Origin of the sequence: uncultured Agrobacterium sp., assembly GCA_913777615.1 — a bacterium.
GTDB lineage: Bacteria > Pseudomonadota > Alphaproteobacteria > Rhizobiales > Rhizobiaceae > Agrobacterium.
The window spans coordinates 122,025-143,256 of sequence record CAJYTK010000011.1 but is presented as its reverse complement, the minus strand read 5'-3'; the positions used below and the strand labels follow the sequence as shown (position 1 = coordinate 143,256).

Here is a 21,232-nt window from a genome sequence, read left to right as displayed (position 1 = left end):
TCCTTGCCATAGTCCGTGCATATGGTAACCCATGGAAATGAGTCGCATAGACCGGCACGATCATATGGATGATTCGCCGCGAAACCGTCTGTTTTCGCGGCGCGGTCGCCTGCGCCGCTTCGTGCGTATCGCCATACTTGTTTTTGTCGTGACTGCGGGGGCCGTGTTCGGCGGCTTTCTCTGGTTTGCCGATTCCGTTGCGACCATGCGTCCGCCGGAAGGCGCAAGGGCCGATGCGATCATCGTGCTCACCGGTGGATATCAGCGTATCGATCAGGCGGTCGGTCTGCTGCGCGACAAGGTAGGCAAGCGGCTCCTCATTTCCGGTGTCAACCCTTCGACGACGCGCGCGCAGATCAGGAAGATGACGCAAAGTTCTCCCGATCTCTTCGCCTGCTGTGTCGATATGGGCTACAAGGCGATCGACACCATCGGCAATGCCAATGAGGCCGCCGGGTGGATACGCGATAAGGGCTATACTTCCATCGTCGTCGTCACCAATAATTATCACATGCATCGCAGCCTGCATGAATTGAGAAGCGCCAGTCCCGATACCGAATTCATCGCCTATCCGGTCATCAACTCGGATTTGAGCCGCACAAACTGGTTCGCCAATCCGGATGTTTTACGGACCATGATGTATGAATATGCGAAATTCGTCGTCGCCGCCCTTCGCGACCTGACCGGCATCGGCAAGGGCAACGGGCTTCGCGATTGAGGGCCTGATGGACTATGTTTCAGGCGTTGCGGCGGATAGCTCTTGCTGCGCAGCACGAATTTCGTGTAGGCGTTGCCCATCTGCGCTGGCGTGAAGAGCACCCGTCTTCGGCCCGAGCGCCCGGAGACGCCAGGTTCATGCTCAGACTACGTTCGGTTCTGTTCAATACGCTTTTTTATCTCAATTTGATCGTGCGGATGATCGTACTGACGCCGATCTATTTTATCGTACCGCGCAAGCTCGCCTATGAGATTCCGAAGAACTGGGCACGGTCCAACCACTGGCTGATGAAGACGATCGTCGGAACGACATTCGAAGTGGATGGCCTTGAAAACATTCCCCAAACCGGCTGCATCTTCGCACCGAAGCACCAGTCTTTCTGGGACACCTATGCACTGCTGCCGCATCTGAAAGACCCGGTCTATATTCTCAAACGCGAACTGATGTGGATTCCTCTGTTCGGCTGGTATGTCGCCAAGCAGCGCATGATACCCGTCAACCGTGCAGCGCGCGGCAAGGCGATGCTGAAGGTCATGGACCGTGCCAAGGAGGAGATGGCCAAGGGCCGTGAGCTTATCATCTATCCCGAGGGCACGAGGCGTCCTCCCGGTGCAGAACCGGAATATCGTTATGGTATTGCACGTCTCTACCGCGATCTTAAAGTGCCTGTCGTGCCCGTTGCAATGCATCCAGGCCTCTTCTGGCCGCGCCGCTCCACCATGCGCTATCCCGGCCATTTCAAGGTGCGCATCTTGCCCCCGATCCAGCCTGGTCTCGATCCCGATACCTTTTTCCAGACGTTGATCGAGGTCACGGAGAGGGCAAGCGACGAGTTGTTGATCGAGACGGCGCGCAGCAATCCAGACCTACCCATGCCGCCGACGGCGCAAAAGCGGCTGGCCGAGCTCGGTTTTTCCCGGGGCTGAAAATCAGTCCAGCTTGAATTCCAGCATCAGGTTGCGCTGGAGGAAAGAGCGATTGTCATCGGACACGACGATGATGTGCGTCGATCCATCTTGCTGGACCAATACATCCATGCCCTCCATGTTGTCGATCTGATAGGATGGTCCGGCTTCGATCAACGTTTCGCCATCGACGACGGCGCCTGGACGAATATCCTGGCCAGCGATGCGGCGGATGCGCATACCGATCCCTTCGCTCAGATTGAAGCGTCGCTCCAATAGAAGCAAATCGCCATTGGGTAAGAAGGCTCCGTCGGTCACGGCAAAAGACCCATGCCGCTTTACGGAAAAAAGGCCCTTCAACGGTCCTTCCAGAATAGCAGCGAAGAGATCACCATCTTGATTCAGGCTGTCTTCCGCCACGGCAACCAGGGCCCCTTTCAGGGGTGAGTTTTCCGGCGAGGCGACAAGCGTCTCCAGTCCGCCATTGCGACGAAGCTCGCTGTTCGGAATGAGGTGGGGGAGCCGACCCCGCGGCTTCGCCTCGGCCAGATCGTGATCCGGATAAATGCCAATCCGGTGGAATTGTTCGTAGCTGACATAGAGCCGGTCGCCGCGAAGCGCCAATCCCTCGGCATCCATGTCCACTTTTTTACGAGCCGTGTTGCCGCTCTCGTTCAGCATCGGGTCGATGCGAAGATGCGTGACGCCGGAAAGGGCGCCTGTTGCGACATCGCGCTGGATTTCTCCGGTCATCCAGTGGCCGGTGTCCAAAACCGCGACGAAACTGCGCTGATCGGGCCGGAAGCGGATGCTCGAAATCGCACCGAACTGGGAATCGGATGATCGAAGTGTCATGCCGCCGAGAATTTCCAGTTTACCGAAGCGCTTTTCAGTCGATCCAAGAAGGAAATCCCGGATCGGTGTGGCTGTGACAGGTAGATCGGGTGCGGAAGCACCAATTGTAGCCGGGGTCAGACCGACGAGTGTGAAGCCGATTGCTGCAAGGATCGACCTCGAAGATCGACGGGGGCGAACGCCCCCGCCAAGACGTGTCTTATCCCGCACGGCGCATCCTGCCGGAGGACTTGGCCGAGCTTGCGCTTTTATCTTCGAAAAGAGCCGCCAGTTGCTCGGTCATGGCGCCAGCCAATTCATCCGCGTCCACAATGGTGACGGCGCGACGATAGTAGCGCGTGACGTCGTGGCCGATGCCGATGGCGAGAAGCTCGACCGGGGAACGCGTTTCGATCTGTTCGATCACGGCGCGCAGGTGCCGCTCGAGATAGTTGCCCGGATTGACAGAAAGGGTCGAGTCGTCCACCGGCGCACCATCGGAGATCATCATCATGATCTTGCGTTGCTCCGGCCTGTTGATCAACCGGTTATGCGCCCACATCAACGCTTCGCCATCGATGTTTTCCTTGAGCAAGCCTTCCCGCATCATCAGGCCGAGATTGTTTCGCGCACGGCGCCAGGGCGCATCGGCGCTCTTATAGATGATGTGTCGCAGGTCGTTGAGGCGGCCGGGCGACGGTGGCTTACCATTAGCCAGCCACTGCTCGCGCGACTGTCCGCCCTTCCAAGCCTTGGTGGTGAAGCCGAGGATTTCGACTTTCACGCCCGAACGCTCCAGAGTGCGCGCCAGAATATCGGCACACGTTGCGGCGACTGTGATCGGGCGTCCTCGCATCGAGCCGGAATTGTCGATGACGAGCGAAACGACCGTGTCGCGGAATTTCGTATCGCGTTCCTTCTTGAAGGAAAGCGGCTGCATCGGGTCGATGATGAGACGTACGAGCCGAGCCGGATCGAGGTATCCCTCTTCCAGATCGAAATCCCAGGAGCGATTCTGCTGCGCCATCAGGCGGCGTTGCAGACGGTTCGCCAAGCGCCCGACCGCTCCTTGAAGATGCGCCAGCTGCTTGTCGAGGAAGGCGCGCAAGCGATCGAGCTCCGCTTCGTCGCAAAGCTCTTCGGCGTGGATTTCCTCGTCGAATTCCTGGGTGAAGATGCGGTAGTCCACCTTCTCGTTGAAATCGTCAAACGGGCTATTGGGACGGCGGGTCTCTCCGGGCGTTTCTGACTCATCGTCGAGATCGTCGGACATTTCGTCCTCCGACATCTCTGCGCCATCCATCTCGCCGTCTTCCATCTGCTCCTGAGAGGCTTCGCTCTCTTCGGCAGGGGCTGCATCGGAGCCGGCCTCTTCCTCGACCTGCTCTTCCTGCTGCTCGTTGCTGCGCGGCTGGTCCTCGTCGGATTCGGCCTCTTGCGATTCCGGCTCGTCATTCTCGTCGCCGAAATCCTCTGCCATCTGCATGGATGTCAGCATTTTGCGCACAAGCTTGGAAAAGGCTTTCTGATCCTCAATGACGGAGGAAAGATCTTTCAGATCGCCGGACGCCTTGTCTTCGATAAAGGAACGCCAGACATCGAGAATTTTGCCAGCACTTTCCGGTGGCTTCTCGCCCGTCAGCTTCTCGCGCACCAGAAGGGCCACAGCCTCGGCGATCGGCGCGTCTTCCTGGCTGTTGATGGTGCCGAAGTTGGCCTTGGCATATTTCTCCGTGTTCATCGCACGGATATTGTTCGCCATGCCGGGCATGCGCAGCGCGCCAATGGACTCGACACGTGCCTGTTCCACGGCATCGAATATCTGCCGTGCATCGGCGCCCTGCGGCGACATCGTCGCATGCACATCGCTATCGTGGCACGCAAGGCGAAGCGCCATGGAATCACCAAGCCCGCGGGTGATCGCCACTTCCTGCGCCGTCGGCTTCTTGGAGATTTCAGGCAGACGCATCCGCTCGCCAGCAAGACCCGGGCGCTCATTGGCGAAGACCACTTCGACTTCAGAGCTGCCCGCCACTGAGCGCACGCAGCCAGTAATGGCCTGACGCAACGGTTCAGTGTCGATCACCGTGCCGGATTTGGGTCTCGAATTGTCGCCGCGCGCTGCCATGGTCTTTCCTGTCGATTCTGAACGCTCCGCGCAGGCATTATGCCTTGCGCGCGGAAGCGTCTTCGTCTTCATGCATTGAGAGCAACTTCAAACGCAAAGCCGAGCGTGGTTTCGCGTAAGGCCGCTCCAGCGATCTTCCCGGCTCTCGCTGGAAGGATCAGGCGCTGAGAACGATGTTCGCAGCACTTTCCTTGAGCTCGACACCGAAGGCGCGCTGGTACTGTTCTGCCACCAGCGTCCGCTCCAACTCATCGCACTTGTTGAGGAAGGTGACGCGGAAAGCGAAAGCGAGATCGCCGAAAATTTCTGCGTTTTCTGCCCAGGTGATGACGGTACGCGGGCTCATGACGGTGGAGAGATCGCCATTGATGAAGGCCGAGCGCGTGAGATCGGCAACGCGCACCATCTTCGATGCGGTTTCGCGGCCCTTCTCGTTGTCTAGGCTCTTTACCTTTGCGACGATGATGTTCACTTCCTGCTCATGCGGCAGGTAGTTCAGCGTGGTGACGATAGACCAGCGGTCCATCTGCGCCTGGTTGATCTGCTGCGTGCCATGGTAAAGGCCAGTCGTATCGCCGAGGCCAACCGTATTGGCGGTTGCGAAAATGCGGAATGCCGGGTGAGGGCGGATGACACGGCTCTGGTCGAGCAGCGTCAGGCGGCCGGATGATTCCAGAACGCGCTGGATCACGAACATGACGTCCGGGCGCCCGGCATCGTATTCGTCGAAGACGAGCGCGACATTGTGCTGGTAGGCCCAGGGCAGAATGCCGTCCTTGAATTCGGTGACCTGCTTGCCATCCTTCAAGACGATGGCGTCCTTACCGACGAGATCGATACGGCTGACATGGCTGTCGAGGTTGACGCGCACGCAGGGCCAATTGAGGCGCGCAGCGACCTGTTCGATATGGGTGGATTTACCCGTGCCGTGGAAGCCAGACACCATGACACGTCGGTTATGAGCAAAGCCTGCAAGGATCGCCAGCGTCGTATCGCGGTCGAAAAGATAGTCGGGATCTAGATCGGGCACATAGGCGTCACCCTGGCTGTAAGCCGGGACCCGCAGATCCGTATCGATACCGAAGACCTCACGGACAGAAACAGTCGTATCCGGAAGGTTGGTAATATCAAGGTCAATTTTGCTCATCACGTCTCCAAGGCGGGTAGCAACCACCCGGCCACATCTTCATAAGGCAATTACCAAAAGGGCTTAGCAGAAACCCGATTGCTTTAACAATTGGTAGGCTTGAATGACAGCCCGAAAACGCTCTTCCGAACCGCGATCGCCACCATTAGCATCAGGATGGTGCTTTTTGACAAGCTCCTTATAACGCCGTTTTATGTCATCCTGCTTTGCGCCAGCCTCAAGTCCCAGCGTATCGAATGCCTTCGCCTCGAGCGTTTTCAGCTTTCTGTCTGGCTGGACGCGTTGCCCACCTGCCTTGCCCTCGCCAAAACCGTTGGCGAAGCCGAAAGGATCCCGGATGCGCGCGTTTGCCGCACCTGAGCGCAGGGTGGAGTGAAGCGGGCTGTCTCGTGCGGTCTTGTTCACCCCGACCGTCCATGTCGGGCGGTGGCCGGTGATCGCTTCCTTCTGATAGCGGGCAATCTCGCTGTCGGACAGGCCGGAGAAGTAGTTGTAGCCCTTGTTGTAATCTTTCACATGTTCAAAGCAGAACATGAAGAATTGACCTTCGGCATTGCGACCGACGGGTGCGCGGTGATTGCCAGGCTTGTCGCATCCGTCCCACTGACACACGGGGGCCTGAGCCTCCGGCGGTTGCTCTCTTTTGCGACGCGTACGGATGCGGTCGAAATATTTCGAATCCAGTTTCATGATATCCTGATTATGGTGCGCAAAAGCGCACACAACAAGAATTGACAAAGCGGAATGTTACAGGCTTTTAGGGAGCCCCTTCAACAACGCGACAATCAGGAGATGGATGCTATGTCCTTGCGCCAAAGCATGGAAAACAAGCTGCGAGACGCATTTTCGCCGGACCGCCTGAATGTCATTGATGAAAGTCACATGCATGCCGGGCACCAGCCGGATATGACCGGAACAGGCGAGACGCACATGCGTATTCAGATAGTGTCCGAGCAGTTTTCCGGCAAGTCTCGCGTGGACCGCCACCGTGCAATTAATGGCCTTCTGAAGCCCGAACTGGATGCCGGCCTGCACGCACTTGCCATCGAAGCCGCAGCGCCGGGCGAGCCGACGCGGTTCTGATCGGATAACGCGTCTATCGCCGCTGCGGCGTCAGCCGGGATGCTTTTCCGACAGGAAGCTCTGAACCTCGGACGCAGCCACATCATCCGCCACAAAAGAACGGCCGATGCCGCGGGTAAGGATGAAGGTGAGCTTGCCGCCCTTGACCTTCTTGTCCTGAGCGATCGCCGCCATCAGCGTTTCGACCGGCGGAAGCTGGCCGGGAATATCCTTCATCGATGTGGGCAGACCGACTGCCTTCAGATGGGCTTCGACGCGGTTTGCATCATCCGGGCTTGCGAGATTCATGCGAGACGAGAACTGGTGTGCCAGCACCATGCCGATGGCAACGCCTTCGCCGTGGACCAGGCGCTCGCTGTTATATTCCGTTGCCGCTTCCAAAGCGTGGCCGAAGGTGTGGCCGAGGTTCAAAAGGGCGCGAACGCCGTTTTCCTTCTCATCCGCCACCACCACGTCGGATTTCGCCTGGCAGCTCGTGGCGATCGCTTGGATGCGGGCGGGTCCGCCTGTCTCGATCTCTGCCCAGTTCTTCTCCAGCCAAGCGAAAAATTCAGGCTTGTCGATCAGGCCATATTTGACCACTTCTGCATAGCCTGCCCGGAATTCGCGTGGGCTCAGCGTATCAAGTACTGCAGTATCGGCCAGAACCAGATCCGGCTGGTGGAAGACTCCCACGAGGTTCTTGCCATGGCGGCTGTTGATGCCGGTCTTGCCGCCAACGGAGGAATCGACCTGCGCCAGAAGCGAGGTCGGAATCTGCACGAAGCGTACACCGCGGCGCACAATGCCGGCGGCGAAGCCAGCCAGGTCGCCGATGACGCCGCCGCCGAGCGCTATGACTGCGTCGTTTCGCTCGATCCGCGCGGCGAGGATCGCATCGCACACGGTTACCAGGTGCTCGAAGCTCTTGGTCTTCTCGCCTGCGGGTAGCGTCAGCGATACGGCCTCGATACCATCCGTCTGCAGGCCGTCCATCAGGGTTTCGAGATAGAGTGGGGCCACATGCTCATCAGTAATGATGGCGGCCCGCTTACCCTTCAGCCGTGAGGAAATTTCCCCTCCGGCACGGCCAATCAGGCCTGGCCCGATAAGAATATCATAGGCGCGTTCACCCAGCGGAACATGAACAAGGCGCTCGTCGGTCTGGATGGCAGAGGGCATGGAATCAGGCTTTCCTGGTAAGGCTGGCGATGGCTTCAAGAACTTCCGTCGTGATGATGTCCTTGCGAACATCCCGCGATTCGATGGTGATATCGGCTTCGCGATAAATCGGATACCGCTTCTCCATCAGCGCTGCGAGCGTCGCCTTCGGGTTCTCGGTTTTCAGCAGTGGACGATGATCGCGCTTGTTGACGCGCTCCCACAGAATTTCGAGATCGGCCTTCAGCCAGAGAGAGACGCCGCCACGCTTGATATGTCTGCGGGTATTATCGTTGATGAAGGCTCCGCCGCCGGTGGAAACGACCTTCGGACCGCCGCGCAAAAGCCGCTTGATGACCCGCGTTTCCAACGCGCGAAATTCGTCCTCACCGTAAGTGGCGAAAAGCTCCGAAATCGTCATGCGCGACACACGCTCGATCTCATCGTCGGTATCGACGAAAGGGACCCTCATCTGCTGTGCCGCCGACCTGCCGATGGCGGATTTGCCCGCACCCATCAGCCCGACAAAGACGAGATTGCGCCTGCCGAGTGCGGCACGTGCTTTCTCGCCTAAGCTCTGGGGAACGGATAAGTTGATTTCGCTCATGTATGATGGCCCATTTGGCTTCGGTATCTTCAAATGTTTACCAAGCGTCAAGCCAAATCGCGCCTTATAAGCATGTCGCGCAAAAGTGTGCAGCGGTTTTGCGATAACGACATGCGATGAAACAAGAACCTAAAGCCTAAAGCGCGAACCTGAAAGATGACGGCGCGTTTTAGGCCAGAGAAATCGCCTGACCGGATGACGTCGGTCGTCATGCGCAAGGCCAGCGACGCCATGTCCTTGCCAAGATGTTTTAAGAGGCAAGGCTGACCAAGCGCAGCGGAGTGACAATGCCCACCCTTTTCCGTTTCATCTTCATCCTGGCGGCCATCGCAGGCATCGTTTACGGAAGCATGGTGTCGCTCGTCACGCTGGTGAAGCCGCGTGAGCGGGAAGTAACCGTGCGCATTCCATCCGAACGCTTGAATCCTCCAACCCCTTGAGGAGCTGGTAGCCCGATGGCTGGAATGTCTCGCCAGGATCATGCAAGGCTTGAAGGCTTTCTGGAGATGATGAGCGCCGAGCGGGGTGCTGCAACCAACACGCTTGCTGCCTATGAGCGCGATCTTGTCGATGTGATGGAGTTTCTCTCTTCCCGCCAGGCATCTTTGACTGAGGCTACGACGGGGGACCTTTCCGCCTACCTTGCCCATCTCGCCACCCAGGGTTTTGCCGCGTCGTCGCAAGCAAGACGCCTGTCCTCGCTTCGCCAATTCTACAGATTTCTCTATTCGGAAGGTGTTCGGAGCGACGATCCGACGGGAATACTCGATGCGCCGCGCAAAGGCCGCGCTCTCCCCAAGACCATGAGCGTCGCCAACGTGACTGCGCTACTGGCGCAGGCAGCTGAGGAGGCAGAACAGGAAGGGCCGGGGCAACTGTCACGCATCCGCATGCATCTTTTGCTGGAACTGCTCTATGCCACAGGCATGCGGGTGAGCGAGCTTGTCTCTCTTCCCGCCAAAGTATTGCGCCACGAAGGCCGGTTTCTGATGATCCGCGGCAAGGGCAACAAGGATCGCGTCGTCCTGCTGTCGCGTGCAGCCATCGACGCGATGGAAAAATATGACGCGGGCCGCAAGGTGCTTGCACCAAAGAACCAGTCGCAGGGAGAAAGTCCCTGGTTGTTTCCCTCCGTCAGCAAGGAGGGGCATCTGCCGCGTCAGGTGTTCGCCCGCGATTTGAAAGATATCGCCATCCGCGCCGGGTTGACGCCATCGGCGGTCTCGCCGCACGTGTTACGGCACGCCTTTGCCAGCCATCTTTTGCAGAATGGGGCGGATCTGCGCGCCGTGCAGGAACTGCTTGGTCATTCGGACATTTCCACGACACAAATATACACGCATGTGCTGGAAGAACGCCTTCAAGAGCTGGTACAAACGCACCACCCTCTTGCCAAACAGGGCAAAAACCTTGATTAGAGCGACCGGAACCGCCGGGAGACCCCGGTCAAACCTTGCGCAAAACGATCGGAAACGGATCTCATGCTCAGCTATCTCGACTTCGAAAAACCCATTTCGGACCTGGAAGGCAAGATTCTCGAACTGAAGAAACTGGCCACCGAAGATGAGAGCATAGATACGTCCGAGGAAATTTCGCGCCTGGAATCCCGTGTCAATGACGCGATGCAGGATATCTATTCCAAGCTCAACGCATGGCAGAAGACGCAAGTTGCCCGCCACCCGCAGCGACCTCACTTTATCGACTATGCGAGCGCGCTCTTCACCGACTTCACGCCGTTGGCCGGCGACCGCAAATTTGCCGAAGATGCCGCCATCCAGGCAGGCCTTGGCCGTTTCAAAGGTCAGCCAGTCGCCATCATCGGCCAGGAAAAGGGCAACGATACGAAGTCGCGGCTCAAGCACAATTTCGGTAGCCCGCGTCCGGAAGGATACCGCAAGGCAATCCGCGTTCTGGAACTGGCCGACCGCTTCTCTCTACCCGTCGTGACACTCATCGATACCGCCGGTGCCTACCCGGGGGTCGGTGCCGAAGAACGCGGCCAGGCGGAAGCCATCGCCCGGTCGACAGAAATGTGCCTGAACGTCAAGGTGCCGATCGTGTCCGTCGTCATCGGCGAAGGCGGCTCCGGCGGCGCCATCGCGATCGCGACGGGCAACCGCGTCTACATGCTTGAACACGCAATCTACTCCGTGATTTCGCCCGAGGGGGCAGCTTCCATTCTTTGGCGCGACTCGACTCGCGCCAAGGAAGCCGCAACCAACATGAAAATCACCTCCGATGATCTGAAGGCGCTCGGGGTTATTGACGGCATCATCAAAGAGCCGATCGGTGGCGCGCATCGCGATCCGGCGGGTGTCATTGCTGCAACCGGCAAGACGATCGATTCCGCATTGAAAGAACTCACGGCGCAATCCGGAAGTCAGTTACGCGCCGAACGCCGCCAGAAGTTCCTGGATATCGGCCGCAGCCTGTAATTCGCTCGACCCTGTTTTCTGTTTACAAAGGCGCGCCGCTCGCGGTGCGCCTTTTGCTTATCTGTGGTTCACACTGCCGAGCGATAGGCCCGCCTTCTCGCAAACGACGCTTTTGTCTCGCAATAATATGCAATATGAGGAGTATCTCATATTTGTGACAGCAGGAGACAGTGATGTCGGTATCGGCGTCGGTAAGGGATGATTCCCGATTCCCGTTAAGACTTCTGGAAAAGCCGCTGGCGTCCGGCATGTCGCGTGAGGTCTACGCTCTTCCCGGTACCAACATGCTCGTGAAGGTGCAGACAAAGATACCGCCACGCCGCTACTTCCAGAACATCCGGCTGCTGTATCTAGTGCGGCGTTTTTATAAGGCCATCGTGCCACTGCGGCGCGAATTGAGAGAGTATGAGCGGGTCGCACAAGAAGGCCCTAGAACCGCTCGCCATCTCCAGCATTTTGCAGGCGTCGTTTCCACCGACAGGGGCACGGGAATTCTCGTGAAGGCTGTGCGCCGGAGGAACGGTGCTCTCGCGATGACCCTTCAGGATGCGATCGAGAGCGGGCAATACAGCCAGCAGACGGATGCTGCACTTTCGGAATTCCTGGACTGGCTGGTCAAGAGCGAGATTGTTGCCGTGGACGTGCACCTGAAGAATATCGTCGTTGACGAGAAGAACGGTGCACTCGTCCTGATCGACGGCATCGGAGACAAGACCTTCCTTCCCGTCCGGTCATGGTTTTCCTGGCTGAACAGGAGCTATAAGAAGCGGCTGGCCCAGTCGATCCGTGCGGAAGTGGCGCACCGCTTTATGAAGTCAGCGTTAAGCAACCGGACTGTTCTTCTGCTCTTCGTATTCGCAGGTACGGTGTTGGGCATCGATATCTCGGATGGCCAGTTGATTGATGGATGAGAACCAAAGCGATCGTCGCGCCCCCGCGTTCTTAATCTAGAAGTGCGGTCCAAATGGTCCAGCTTGATGTGCCCGTTGCACCAACTTCGATCTTGAGATGGTCGATGGCGACGCTCCGTAATGCGCACAGTCTACTGATCGGATTTTTCTAGACAAATCTGCCTTCCCGTTGAATATGCGAGACTAAACAGAGCGGAATTAGCTTTGGCGCTGGTTACTGTGGACGCACCTCCGCATGACCCACACCATTACGAAGTCGGAAAACTGGATGACGCTGAGATACATAATATACGATCCCCAGCAACGTGATATGGACGACATGTTTATGCCGCCCGCAGATTTGCTCCAAGACGACAGTATTTGGCACATTGTGCAGACGCGTTTTAGAGAAATTGGATTTGAACTCGCGACTCCCGCCTCTTACAAAGGTGATTTGAAAGACGTTAGCTTCGTCATCTTTCAAAACATGCCTATCGAATTCAAACCTTTGAGCTTCGACCGTCGCATCAAAAGACGCTTCAAAGCCTTTTTCAGACAGCCGTCATTTTACCAACAATGCCGTAGGGCGGGGTTGTCAGCAAAAATGGCGGTAATTCTTTACGAACCAGAGGTGGTATTACCATACAACTATAATGAGAAACTGCAAAATCTATTTGCGGCGGTCTTCACATGGAATAAAAATCTTATTGGAATTGGAGCACCTTATAAGGAGTTTGTATTTCCACAACCGGTCTGGTCAAATTCGCCATCGCCAACCATGGCCTTCAATGAACGAAAGCTACTTTGCAATTTTTCAGCCAACAAGAAATCCAGCCATCCTTATGAACTCTACTCAGCCAGGATAGAAGCTATTAAGTTTTTTGAGAACGCCTGCTTGGAAAACTTTGACCACTATGGGCGCGGCTGGTCAGACCAATATAAAAGTTGGAAGGGACCCGTTGCGAATAAAGAATTAATTATGTCGAAGTATAAGTTCAATCTTTGTTATGAAAACGCACGGGGTTTTCCAGGATATATAACTGAGAAAATATTTGATGCCTTCAGAGCCGGCTGTGTACCAATTTACTGGGGTGCGCCTAACGTGAATGAGATAGTTCCTCCCGAGTGCTTCATTGATCGCACAAAATTTTCATCTTATTCGGCCATGCTTGCATTTATAGAGAATATGGATGAAGCGGAATGGAGGACATACGTCTTACATGGAGAGGCTTTTTTAAGAAGCTCTGGATATTCGAAATTTTTACCAAATTCGGTTTTCAATCTTCTCAAGCGCGGACTTCGCCTTTGATGTTGGTCAATACCCGCAAAAAGAACATTTCCAATTCGATCTGGCCATTCCGGCAAATACGTCCCACGCTAAGAAGCTTCTTCCGCCAAATTAACGCAGCTGCTGCTTTTGTTGTCTAAAAACGGCTCCGCTAGTTTGGATAGCGAAGCCTCAACAAGTTGTTGAGTTCGTCCAATCTGAGAGAGCAAGAATGCCTTCCCAAAGGCGAGATCTTGGGCGTTCCTCTTAGCGCGGGCACGTAGGCGTCGTCCACTACATATAGAGAGATTCGTGACCGCATCGTGGAACTTCTTGCTGGTCGTTCACTGAGCGCGGAGCTGCGGTTGAAGGAAGTTTCGGTACGATTACGGCATTCGGAGATTGCCTAGTCGAAGAGCGATTGTTATCGCGATTTGCAACTTAATTTGGATTGTTGAAGACCATGCTGATGTCGAGAGGCTATCGTCCGGAAATAGATGGGCTGCGCGCTCTTGCGGTTCTGCCGGTGCTGTTTTTCCATGCAAAATTGCCAGGCTTTTCTGGAGGTTTCGTAGGAGTTGATGTCTTTTTCGTAATCAGCGGATATCTGATCACGGCAAAAATTTACGCCGACCTAATCGATGGTCGCTTCAGTTTTTCGGACTTCTACGAACGCCGCGCGCGCCGGATACTTCCGCTTCTGCTATGCGTGATTGCCACGTGCGTCCCAATAGCTTTTTTTATCTTGACGCCAGGAGATTATTCCCGGTTTGCCATTAGTATTACTAAAGTACTCGAATTAAAGGCAGAGGTTTATTTCCGCAAAACCGGTGGCTATTTCGACGCGATAGATTATCCGCGACCACTGCTCCACACTTGGAGCTTATCGATCGAGGAGAAGTACTATATTGTATTTCCGATAATTTTTTGTTTTGTGTACTCTAAATGGAGACCGCAGCTCGGCCACGCTTTAGCGGGTGCCACGTTGCTGTTTTTAATACTTTCTGGCGCTCTTACCGTTGCAGCACCCAGCGGTTCATATTATATGTTTTGGGCCCGGATATGGGAAATCCTTTTAGGAGCAAGCGTTGCTATTCTAGGCGAATCTTTCTTAGGAAAGCTAAGCAATCAACAGCGGGATCTGACTTCATGGATCGGTTTCGCAACGCTTATTCTTTGCGTCATTTTGTACCATGAAGGGCTAGCTTACCCCGGCTTAAACTCAGTCCTTCCATCGCTGGCGGCGGCGACACTCATACTCACTCTAAATCGTCAGTCGTTTATAGGAAAAATAATGTCTTGCCGGGCAGCCGTTTTTACGGGCCTGCTAAGCTACAGTATATACATGTGGCATCTTCCAGCATTCGTCATCGCGGAAGAGGCAGGATTATTCTCTACGCCAATCCAACAAGCGCTTGTATTAGTAGGGGTGTTAGGCGCCTCATTAATATCCTGGCGCTATATCGAGACACCCTTTAGAAGTAAAACCATAATCGGGAGAAGGAAATTCTTCCTCTTTGCGCTCAGTGTAGTTGTTTTACTTTTGTTTGCTTCTTCGTCACTTCAACAAATAAACGACAAACGTCTAGCGTCCATTACGCCGCGAAATACAAACGACAGTCAGTTGGTAGACGAGTGCTTTCTGGTGCAAGCATCCGAATTTGCTGAAAAATGCCACCTAGCGACAAATACGAAATTGCGTCAGGTTCTTTTGATTGGTGACTCTCATGCTTCGGCGATATATCCAGCTTTGAAAGACTGGGCGGCCTCCAAGGGTGTAGAACTCAAGGGGATGACAGCAGCATATTGTTTGCCTGTGGTGACGGAGTTCCCCGAAAATAGATCTCAGACAGCAACACAGCGATGTGCGCAGATAAATCGAGCCGTTCGCGCTGAGATAGACAACAGGAAGCCAGATCTCGTTGTGTTGGCGGCATATATGTACGAGTGGTCCGGCCGCGGCGGGAAATCATCAACAGACGAGCGTTGGTCTTACTCGTCTTATTTTGGCGACTTTTCTAAATCGTTGGCTGAACTCACAAAGCGACAAAATGTCGTCGTCGTGGGACAAGTCCCAGTTTGGAAGAAGTTTTTACCTGATATTGTAACTCAAGAACTAGGAGTTTTTCCAAGAGACTTAGCAAGCCTCGCCCAATACTCTAATCGTGGCCTAATGGAAGGACTACGCGAGTTTGATGAGGATTACCGCCGTTCAGTTTCCGCTTCCGGAGCTAAGTATGTTTCTGCAATCGATGCTTCCTGCAATCCGTTTGGATGCCGAAGATACGTAGAGAATGAAGACGGGCAACTTGAACTGACTACTTTCGATTACGGTCATTTGTCAAAAGTCGGGGCGCGCAGCCTTGTTGCTAACGCGTTGGGTCCCCAACTCGATATAATTTTTGAAGAATGACAGTGGGCGTAAGTCTCAAGGCCGGGTGGTCAGCGGGCCGGGAAGACGATAAAGTCGGCGGTTTGAAATTTACACTTGGTGCATGTTGACCGGTCGCGCGGAGTAGGAAAGTCGAGGAAAGCATCGGAGCTCAGCTCCTCGGCCGTAGTTTCCATACTTTGCCATATATTTCGAGCTCTCTGCTTATCGGGTGGGTAAATCTGCCGGACTGTAGGGAGGGCAACAAACGTTAAACCAACGCGCGCAACTGGGCAGCGTGGACCGAAAACCTAAGACGTCAGCTCACAGCTTGCTTCAGTCGTGCAACGTAAAAAAGTTTGGTGCCCCTTGCCGGAATCGAACCAGCACTCCTTTCGGAACCTGATTTTGAGTCAGGCGCGTCTACCAATTCCGCCAAAGGGGCAAATCCGAAGCGTGTCGATTGGTATGCGGCGGACTATACGAACCGCGGGTCTTTGGTCAACCTGTTTTTGCTGAAAAGTGTGTTTCACGAAACTTTGTTTTGGCGCTTCAAACTGGGCGGCTCCGAGGATTGCAGTCTGGCGCGGGCTGGATTAGAGCGATGGTGGTCCCGCCTTATTTTCCACCTGTTCAAGTGGTTTCAAAAATCTCCGAAGTTGTGAAGGACGATCATGACCTATGTAGCCTCAGTAGAAAAAAGCCGTGCTGTTTCGGCGGTGCTCGTCACTACGGGTATGATCTTCACCGTGGGGTCGGCGCTCGGTTTCCAGCATATTGGCGGCTACACGCCCTGCGCCCTTTGTCTGTTGCAGCGTGATCCGTATTATTACGCCATTCCAATGGGTATTCTCGCCATTATTGCCAGCGTCTTCAAGCTGCCGGTGGCGCTGACGCGGGTTCTGCTCGTTTTGATCGGTGTGGCCATGCTGATTGGGCTTGGACTTGGTGTGTATCATTCCGGCGTTGAATGGGGTTTCTGGCCTGGCCCGACGACATGCGCCACAGGCGCCCCGTCGATCACCACAGATGCGGGCAATCTTCTGAGTGATCTTAATGCCATCAAAGCGCCGTCCTGTAACGAGGCAGCGCTTAGAGTTCTGGGGCTTTCCTTCGCAGGATGGAACGTGATTGCAAGTGCGGTGCTTGCGGGCATCGCTTTCTGGGGTGCAAGCCGTAAGAGCGCGCGATAAGGAGAAATTGCAGTCCTTCGAAGATCAGGGCTGCAGCTCGGTATCCCAGTAGAGATAGTCCACCCAGCTCTCATGCAGATAATTCGGCGGGAAGAGCCGCCCGTTATTGTGCAGATCCTGAACCGTTGGCTGATAGGGATGCTGATGCGGGAACATGCCTGCCTGCTTAGGCAGCTTGCTGCCCTTTTTCAGATTGCAGGGCGAGCATGCCGCCACGACATTATGCCATGTCGTCTCTCCGCCATGGGCGCGAGGGATGACATGGTCGAAGGTCAGGTCATCGCGCGATCCGCAATATTGGCATTCAAACTTGTCGCGAAGAAACACGTTGAAGCGGGTGAAGGCGGGATTTCGCGTTGGCTGCACATAGGTCTTGAGGCTGACGACGCTCGGCAGCCGCATCGAGAAGCTCGGTGAGCATACCGCCTGATCGTATTCCGCGATGATGTTCACACGGTCAAGAAAGACTGCCTTGATCGCGTCCTGCCAGGACCAGAGCGACAAGGGATAGTAACTCAGCGGCCTATAGTCTGCGTTCAGTACGAGCGCCGGCAGGGCCTGTGGTGAAACTGCAATCGTCAAGGGATTCTCCTGATCGATTCGGCATCTGCATCTGTATATTAGGTCCGTTGTTACAGGATTGTGAAGCCTCTAAATGAAGCGTGAAAAGAAAGGCGGATTTCAGGCAATCGGCAAGGCATTGCGCCGCGTGACGGATGCGTAATATGCCCAGAAAAGACGCGCTGCGACCGACCGCCACGGAGACCAGATGCGCGCTCTTTCCGTCAGTTCTGCCTTTCCAGGACGGGCATCGAGCGCGAATGCGTGCCTCACGGCGGCCTGAAGCGCGACGTCGCCTGTTGGAAAAATGTCTGCATGCCCACCGCAGAACATCAGATAGACTTCCGCAGTCCATGGACCGATGCCTTTCAACGCGGTCAATTTCTGCATGGCGATCGACGCTTCCAAGCGGGTGATCCCGGCAAGGTCGAGTTCACCCGTGGCGACGGTGGCGGCCAGCGACAGAAGCGTCGCTTTCTTGGCATTCGATAGGCCGAAGCTTGAAAGTCTTGATTCATCCAGGCTCAAAAAATGCTTGGCCGTGACGTCAGCCATGCCAGCCTTCATCCGGCGCCAGATGGCATCGGCGCTGGCGCGAGACACCATCTGGGAAACCACGATGTGCGCAAGCCCGGAAAAGCCCGCCTCGGTGCGGCGTAGAGGAATGTCGCCTGCGCATGCAATCACAGGCTCCAGCCGCGGGTCAGCATGACGAAGTGCTGCGATGCCTTCCTCGATATCCGCCATTGAGCTTACGATCCTCATCGCGTCATCGAAGCTCACGATGACAACAGGCTGGCAAACATGGCAGAAAGCATCATGACTTCATCCCTTCGTCAAAATTCCGTCTATCGCTTCGCGCCCAGTCCCAACGGTCCTCTGCATCTGGGGCACGCGCTGTCTGCTTTCCTGAACTATGATATGGCGCTTGCACAAGGGGGGCAGTTCCTGCTGCGGATCGAAGATATCGATCTGACGCGCTGCACGCCTGAATTCGAACAGGGGATCTACGAGGATCTGTCCTGGCTTGGGTTGAAGTGGCCGCAACCCGTCCGGCGGCAGTCAGATCATCTCTCACACTATCGCGAAACGCTCGACCGGCTCATTCACATGGGTCTGGTCTACCCTGCTTTTATGAGCCGGGGCGAGATCAAGGCTTTCGTGGTGAACTACGAAAGAGCGGGCTCAGCCTGGCCACGTGATCCGGATGGTGCTCCGCTCTATCCGCCACTGGACAAGCGCCGGGCTCCACACGAGGTAGAGGCGTTGCTTGCTTCTCGGGTGAAACATGCATGGCGGCTCGATATGGAGAAGGCGCTAGCCAAAGTCGGTGAGCCGTTGACTTGGAACGAACTGGGGCAGGGAAGCGAAAGGACGATCGAGGCAGACCCGGGGGCATGGGGAGATGTGGTGCTGTCGCGTTCAGATGCGCCGTCGAGCTATCACCTGTCTGTCGTCATCGACGATGCGCTGCAAGGCGTGACTCAGGTGGTTCGCGGGCTGGATCTGTTTCACGCCACCTCAGTACATCGACTTATCCAGAGGCTTCTCGATCTGCCGGCGCCAGACTACAGTCACCATCGCCTTATCTTGGGGCCGGATGGACGCAAGCTTTCCAAAAGCGAAGGCAGCACGGGGCTATCGACCCTGCGTCAGCAGGGGCATACGCCCCTAGATATCCGCCGCCTCGTCGGCCTCTAGCGCTTGCCTAAGGCTCCCGGTGCGGATGCCGACCTTCACCACCCGGCGCACACGGTATTTCATCAGCGCCGCATTCACTTCAGCGCCCAACATGAAAATGACCCCGACCATATAAAGAAATACCAGCACGATCATTACAGAGGCCAGACCTGCATATGTCGCGGCATAATTGGCGAAGGTTGCGAGATAGTAGGCAAAGATCGCAGCACCGATGATCCAGAAAATCATCGTCAGCAGAATACCCGGCAGTACGTCCCAGAGTTTACGACGGCCCGCTGGCAGCCAAAGATGAGCGGCAACGAGGCCCATAGTCAGAACGACGATCGTTCCATAGAGGCCGAGATTGGACACCAACTGCAGAACTTCGGTCAAAAGCGGGGAGCGGGTTTCGACGAATTTCAATGCCACAGGAACGGCAACCAGCACGATGCTGATGCCGGTAAAGACGACTACGGCAAGCACGACATAGAAGAGGCTGAGCAGGCGGGTCACGTACCACCAGCGTGTTTCCGTCACGCGGTAGGCGCGGTTCAACGAGATGCGGATCGCCTCCACGCCATTGGAGGCAAAATACGCCGCCGCCAGAACCGAGATGGTCAGAAGTCCGCCGCGCGGTATCGTCAAAACCTGCTGTACCTGCGCCGCCAACGGTCCGGCGATCGCTTCCGGCCAGGTATCGAAAATGAGATGGACGGCTGTTTCTGAAAACTGGTCCGCTCCGAGAAAGCTGGCCAATGCAGTGCCGAAAATCAGAAAAGGAAAAAGCGCCAGCAGGCCAGACAGCGCCACGTGGCTTGCCATCGCCCAGCCGTCATCCTCTGCAAAATGAATATAGGCGTCGAAGGCAACTTTGCGGGCGAGGCTTAAAGCAGCAGCCATGTCACCTCCTTGATCAGCATTTCATTCGTAGGGTGCAATGAAATATGGGAAATGGGTTTTGATTTGTATAGCGCCTGAGACCGGCCATCGGTTCCATTTCACCGCAAAGAATTGTGCGCTATTCAACGGGACGCAAACTTCCTTATCTTCATCGTGAATTGTCGAGGAACTCATGTCTGAAAAGCCGGTCATCATCGTCACCGGATGTTCAACCGGAATCGGCGCTCATTGCGCGAGCGCGCTTCACCATGATGGCTGGCGGGTCTTTGCCACCCTGCGCCGAACGCAGGATATGGCGCAACTGGAGGCGCTCGGAATAGAAGCGCTGCTTATGGATTATACCAGACCGGAGACTATCGCAGCACTGGTCGATGAGGTCGCATCCCGCACGGACGGACGCATCGATGCGCTGTTCAACAACGGGGCATATGGGCAGGCCGGCGCGGTGGAGGATATTTCGGTAGAGGTTCTACGCCAGCAATTCGAAACCAACGTTTTTGGCTGGCATGACCTGACCTGCCGTGTGATTCCATTCATGCGCAGACGAGGGAAGGGACGAATCGTCCATTGCTCTTCCATCCTCGGTCTGGTGCCTTATCGATATCGCGGCGCGTACACCGCGTCGAAATTCGCTCTTGAAGGACTTGGGATAACGCTGCGCATGGAGCTTGAGGGTAGTGGCATTCATGTCAGCCTCATCGAGCCCGGACCGATCGCCTCGAACTTTACGTCTACCGCCCTGAAACATATCAGGGCCAATATCGATCTCGAGAGCTCTTTTCATGCCGAGGAATACCGAAGACAGCTCGCCCGGTTGGACGGTAGCGGACCGGTTAACAAGCATAAGCTTGGACCGGAAGCCGTCTACAAGGAGCTACGACATGCGCTGACGGCTCGCCGTCCGAAACCGCATTACATCATAACGGTTCCGGCAAAGCAGGGTGTGTTACTGAAGCGACTTTTACCGGCCTCTCTATTTTACAGACTTCTTCGCAAGTTCGACTAGCTAAGTCGACGTTTCATCCGTTAGAACCGGAGCAATGGTGTGGAGTCCGAAGCGTGTCGCGATCAGCAGATTCGCTCTCTTCATGCTTTCGGTTTTGTTTTGTCGCATGCCGCTATCGCAAGGCCACTGATTAGTTTTGCGCGGATCATGCTCTAGGGAGGCAACGAGATGTCGAGCTTTACCACCGTTCTTGCGGTCATCGTCATGGGGCTGGTTGTGCTGGTTCTCATCCGCGGCCTGTTCAACATGCTCAAGGGCACCGACGCCAACCGTTCCAACCAATTGATGCAGCTGAGGCTGATCTTGCAGGCGGTTGCCATCGTTTTGATCATGCTGACCTTGTGGCTCACAGGAGGTGGACGCTGAT

22 protein-coding genes and 1 tRNA gene are annotated in these 21,232 nt (G+C 55.6%); 13 read left to right on the top strand and 10 right to left on the bottom strand.

All coding sequences use genetic code 11. The features are described from left to right. The first annotated feature begins 64 nt into the window (after positions 1–64). Both QZ862_RS09780 and QZ862_RS09775 read left to right on the top strand, forming a co-directional pair. Positions 65–718, top strand: a complete 654-nt coding sequence (locus tag QZ862_RS09780; RefSeq protein ID WP_296018041.1) for a YdcF family protein — start codon at positions 65–67, stop codon at positions 716–718. 137 nt (positions 719–855) lie between these two features. After that, a complete protein-coding gene (locus QZ862_RS09775; protein WP_296099449.1) occupies positions 856–1,644 on the top strand; it encodes a 1-acyl-sn-glycerol-3-phosphate acyltransferase in 789 nt (262 codons plus the stop codon). 3 nt (positions 1,645–1,647) lie between these two features. Here QZ862_RS09775 and QZ862_RS09770 read toward each other — a convergent pair whose 3' ends face one another. The 4 genes from QZ862_RS09770 to QZ862_RS09755 all read right to left on the bottom strand — a co-directional run bounded on the left by QZ862_RS09770 (position 1,648) and on the right by QZ862_RS09755 (position 6,422). Next, positions 1,648–2,619 (bottom strand): esterase-like activity of phytase family protein, encoded by a 972-nt coding sequence (locus QZ862_RS09770; protein WP_296099882.1) that lies wholly within the window; start codon positions 2,617–2,619, stop codon positions 1,648–1,650. Positions 2,620–2,677: 58 nt separating this feature from the next. Further along, positions 2,678–4,585, bottom strand: a complete 1,908-nt coding sequence (gene cobT / locus QZ862_RS09765; RefSeq protein ID WP_296099446.1) for a cobaltochelatase subunit CobT — start codon at positions 4,583–4,585, stop codon at positions 2,678–2,680. Between the two features lie 157 nt (positions 4,586–4,742). After that, entirely contained in the window at positions 4,743–5,732 is a 990-nt protein-coding gene (cobS, locus tag QZ862_RS09760; protein ID WP_296099443.1) for a cobaltochelatase subunit CobS, read from the bottom strand. A 63-nt stretch (positions 5,733–5,795) separates the two neighbouring features. Beyond that, positions 5,796–6,422: a J domain-containing protein gene (locus tag QZ862_RS09755; protein ID WP_296099438.1), complete on the bottom strand. Its 627-nt coding sequence runs from the start codon at positions 6,420–6,422 to the stop codon at positions 5,796–5,798. Positions 6,423–6,533: 111 nt separating this feature from the next. On the opposite strand from QZ862_RS09755, the gene QZ862_RS09750 reads away from it, so the two are divergent. Then, positions 6,534–6,815 carry a BolA family protein gene (locus tag QZ862_RS09750; protein WP_296037604.1) on the top strand — a complete coding sequence of 94 codons (282 nt, stop codon included), beginning with the start codon at positions 6,534–6,536 and terminating at the stop codon, positions 6,813–6,815. A gap of 30 nt (positions 6,816–6,845) precedes the next feature. On the opposite strand, the gene aroB is transcribed toward QZ862_RS09750, so the two are convergent. Beyond that, positions 6,846–7,976, bottom strand: a complete 1,131-nt coding sequence (gene aroB, locus QZ862_RS09745) for a 3-dehydroquinate synthase (RefSeq protein WP_296099435.1) — start codon at positions 7,974–7,976, stop codon at positions 6,846–6,848. Between the two features lie 4 nt (positions 7,977–7,980). Next, positions 7,981–8,562, bottom strand: a complete 582-nt coding sequence (locus QZ862_RS09740; RefSeq protein WP_296037600.1) for a shikimate kinase — start codon at positions 8,560–8,562, stop codon at positions 7,981–7,983. 287 nt (positions 8,563–8,849) lie between these two features. Here QZ862_RS09740 and QZ862_RS09735 point away from each other — a divergent pair, with 287 nt between their 5' ends. The 6 genes from QZ862_RS09735 (at position 8,850) to QZ862_RS09710 (ending at position 15,567) form a co-directional block, all read left to right on the top strand. Next, a complete protein-coding gene (locus QZ862_RS09735; protein ID WP_296037598.1) occupies positions 8,850–9,002 on the top strand; it encodes a hypothetical protein in 153 nt (50 codons plus the stop codon). A 15-nt stretch (positions 9,003–9,017) separates the two neighbouring features. After that, complete coding sequence (gene xerD / locus QZ862_RS09730; protein ID WP_296099433.1) at positions 9,018–9,980, top strand: site-specific tyrosine recombinase XerD; 963 nt, start codon at positions 9,018–9,020, stop codon at positions 9,978–9,980. Between the two features lie 63 nt (positions 9,981–10,043). After that, a complete protein-coding gene (locus QZ862_RS09725) occupies positions 10,044–10,997 on the top strand; it encodes an acetyl-CoA carboxylase carboxyltransferase subunit alpha (protein ID WP_296099431.1) in 954 nt (317 codons plus the stop codon). 173 nt (positions 10,998–11,170) lie between these two features. Next, complete coding sequence (locus QZ862_RS09720) at positions 11,171–11,908, top strand: YrbL family protein (RefSeq protein WP_296099428.1); 738 nt, start codon at positions 11,171–11,173, stop codon at positions 11,906–11,908. 235 nt (positions 11,909–12,143) lie between these two features. Further along, positions 12,144–13,196, top strand: coding sequence for a glycosyltransferase family 10 (locus QZ862_RS09715; protein WP_296099425.1), 1,053 nt, complete (start codon positions 12,144–12,146; stop codon positions 13,194–13,196). A 421-nt stretch (positions 13,197–13,617) separates the two neighbouring features. Further along, positions 13,618–15,567 (top strand): acyltransferase family protein, encoded by a 1,950-nt coding sequence (locus QZ862_RS09710; protein ID WP_296099422.1) that lies wholly within the window; start codon positions 13,618–13,620, stop codon positions 15,565–15,567. Between the two features lie 318 nt (positions 15,568–15,885). Here QZ862_RS09710 and QZ862_RS09705 read toward each other — a convergent pair. After that, a tRNA-Leu gene (locus QZ862_RS09705) sits at positions 15,886–15,970 on the bottom strand. A 229-nt stretch (positions 15,971–16,199) separates the two neighbouring features. Between QZ862_RS09705 and QZ862_RS09700 the strand changes: the two genes are divergently transcribed. Next, positions 16,200–16,718 carry a disulfide bond formation protein B gene (locus tag QZ862_RS09700; RefSeq protein ID WP_296099418.1) on the top strand — a complete coding sequence of 173 codons (519 nt, stop codon included), beginning with the start codon at positions 16,200–16,202 and terminating at the stop codon, positions 16,716–16,718. A 24-nt stretch (positions 16,719–16,742) separates the two neighbouring features. Here QZ862_RS09700 and QZ862_RS09695 read toward each other — a convergent pair whose 3' ends face one another. Together QZ862_RS09695 and QZ862_RS09690 are read right to left on the bottom strand one after the other, a co-directional pair. Beyond that, the gene (locus tag QZ862_RS09695; RefSeq protein ID WP_296022431.1) at positions 16,743–17,300 is read right to left on the bottom strand and encodes an HNH endonuclease; all 558 of its coding nucleotides are present in this window, start codon (positions 17,298–17,300) and stop codon (positions 16,743–16,745) included. A 99-nt stretch (positions 17,301–17,399) separates the two neighbouring features. Continuing rightward, positions 17,400–18,044, bottom strand: a complete 645-nt coding sequence (locus tag QZ862_RS09690) for a DNA-3-methyladenine glycosylase 2 family protein (RefSeq protein ID WP_296099415.1) — start codon at positions 18,042–18,044, stop codon at positions 17,400–17,402. A 54-nt stretch (positions 18,045–18,098) separates the two neighbouring features. Between QZ862_RS09690 and gluQRS the strand changes: the two genes are divergently transcribed. Then, positions 18,099–18,980 (top strand): tRNA glutamyl-Q(34) synthetase GluQRS, encoded by an 882-nt coding sequence (gene gluQRS, locus QZ862_RS09685; RefSeq protein WP_296099412.1) that lies wholly within the window; start codon positions 18,099–18,101, stop codon positions 18,978–18,980. Here gluQRS and QZ862_RS09680 read toward each other — a convergent pair. Next, positions 18,951–19,859 carry a YihY/virulence factor BrkB family protein gene (locus QZ862_RS09680; RefSeq protein WP_296022426.1) on the bottom strand — a complete coding sequence of 303 codons (909 nt, stop codon included), beginning with the start codon at positions 19,857–19,859 and terminating at the stop codon, positions 18,951–18,953. The two genes, gluQRS and QZ862_RS09680, sit on opposite strands and share 30 nt — an antisense overlap. Positions 19,860–20,031: 172 nt before the next feature. Here QZ862_RS09680 and QZ862_RS09675 point away from each other — a divergent pair, with 172 nt between their 5' ends. Beyond that, on the top strand, positions 20,032–20,865 hold the full coding sequence (locus QZ862_RS09675) for an SDR family oxidoreductase (RefSeq protein WP_296099409.1): 834 nt from the start codon (positions 20,032–20,034) through the stop codon (positions 20,863–20,865). 168 nt (positions 20,866–21,033) lie between these two features. Then, on the top strand, positions 21,034–21,231 hold the full coding sequence (locus QZ862_RS09670; RefSeq protein WP_062423947.1) for a twin transmembrane helix small protein: 198 nt from the start codon (positions 21,034–21,036) through the stop codon (positions 21,229–21,231). The last annotated feature ends 1 nt before the right edge of the window (position 21,232 follow it).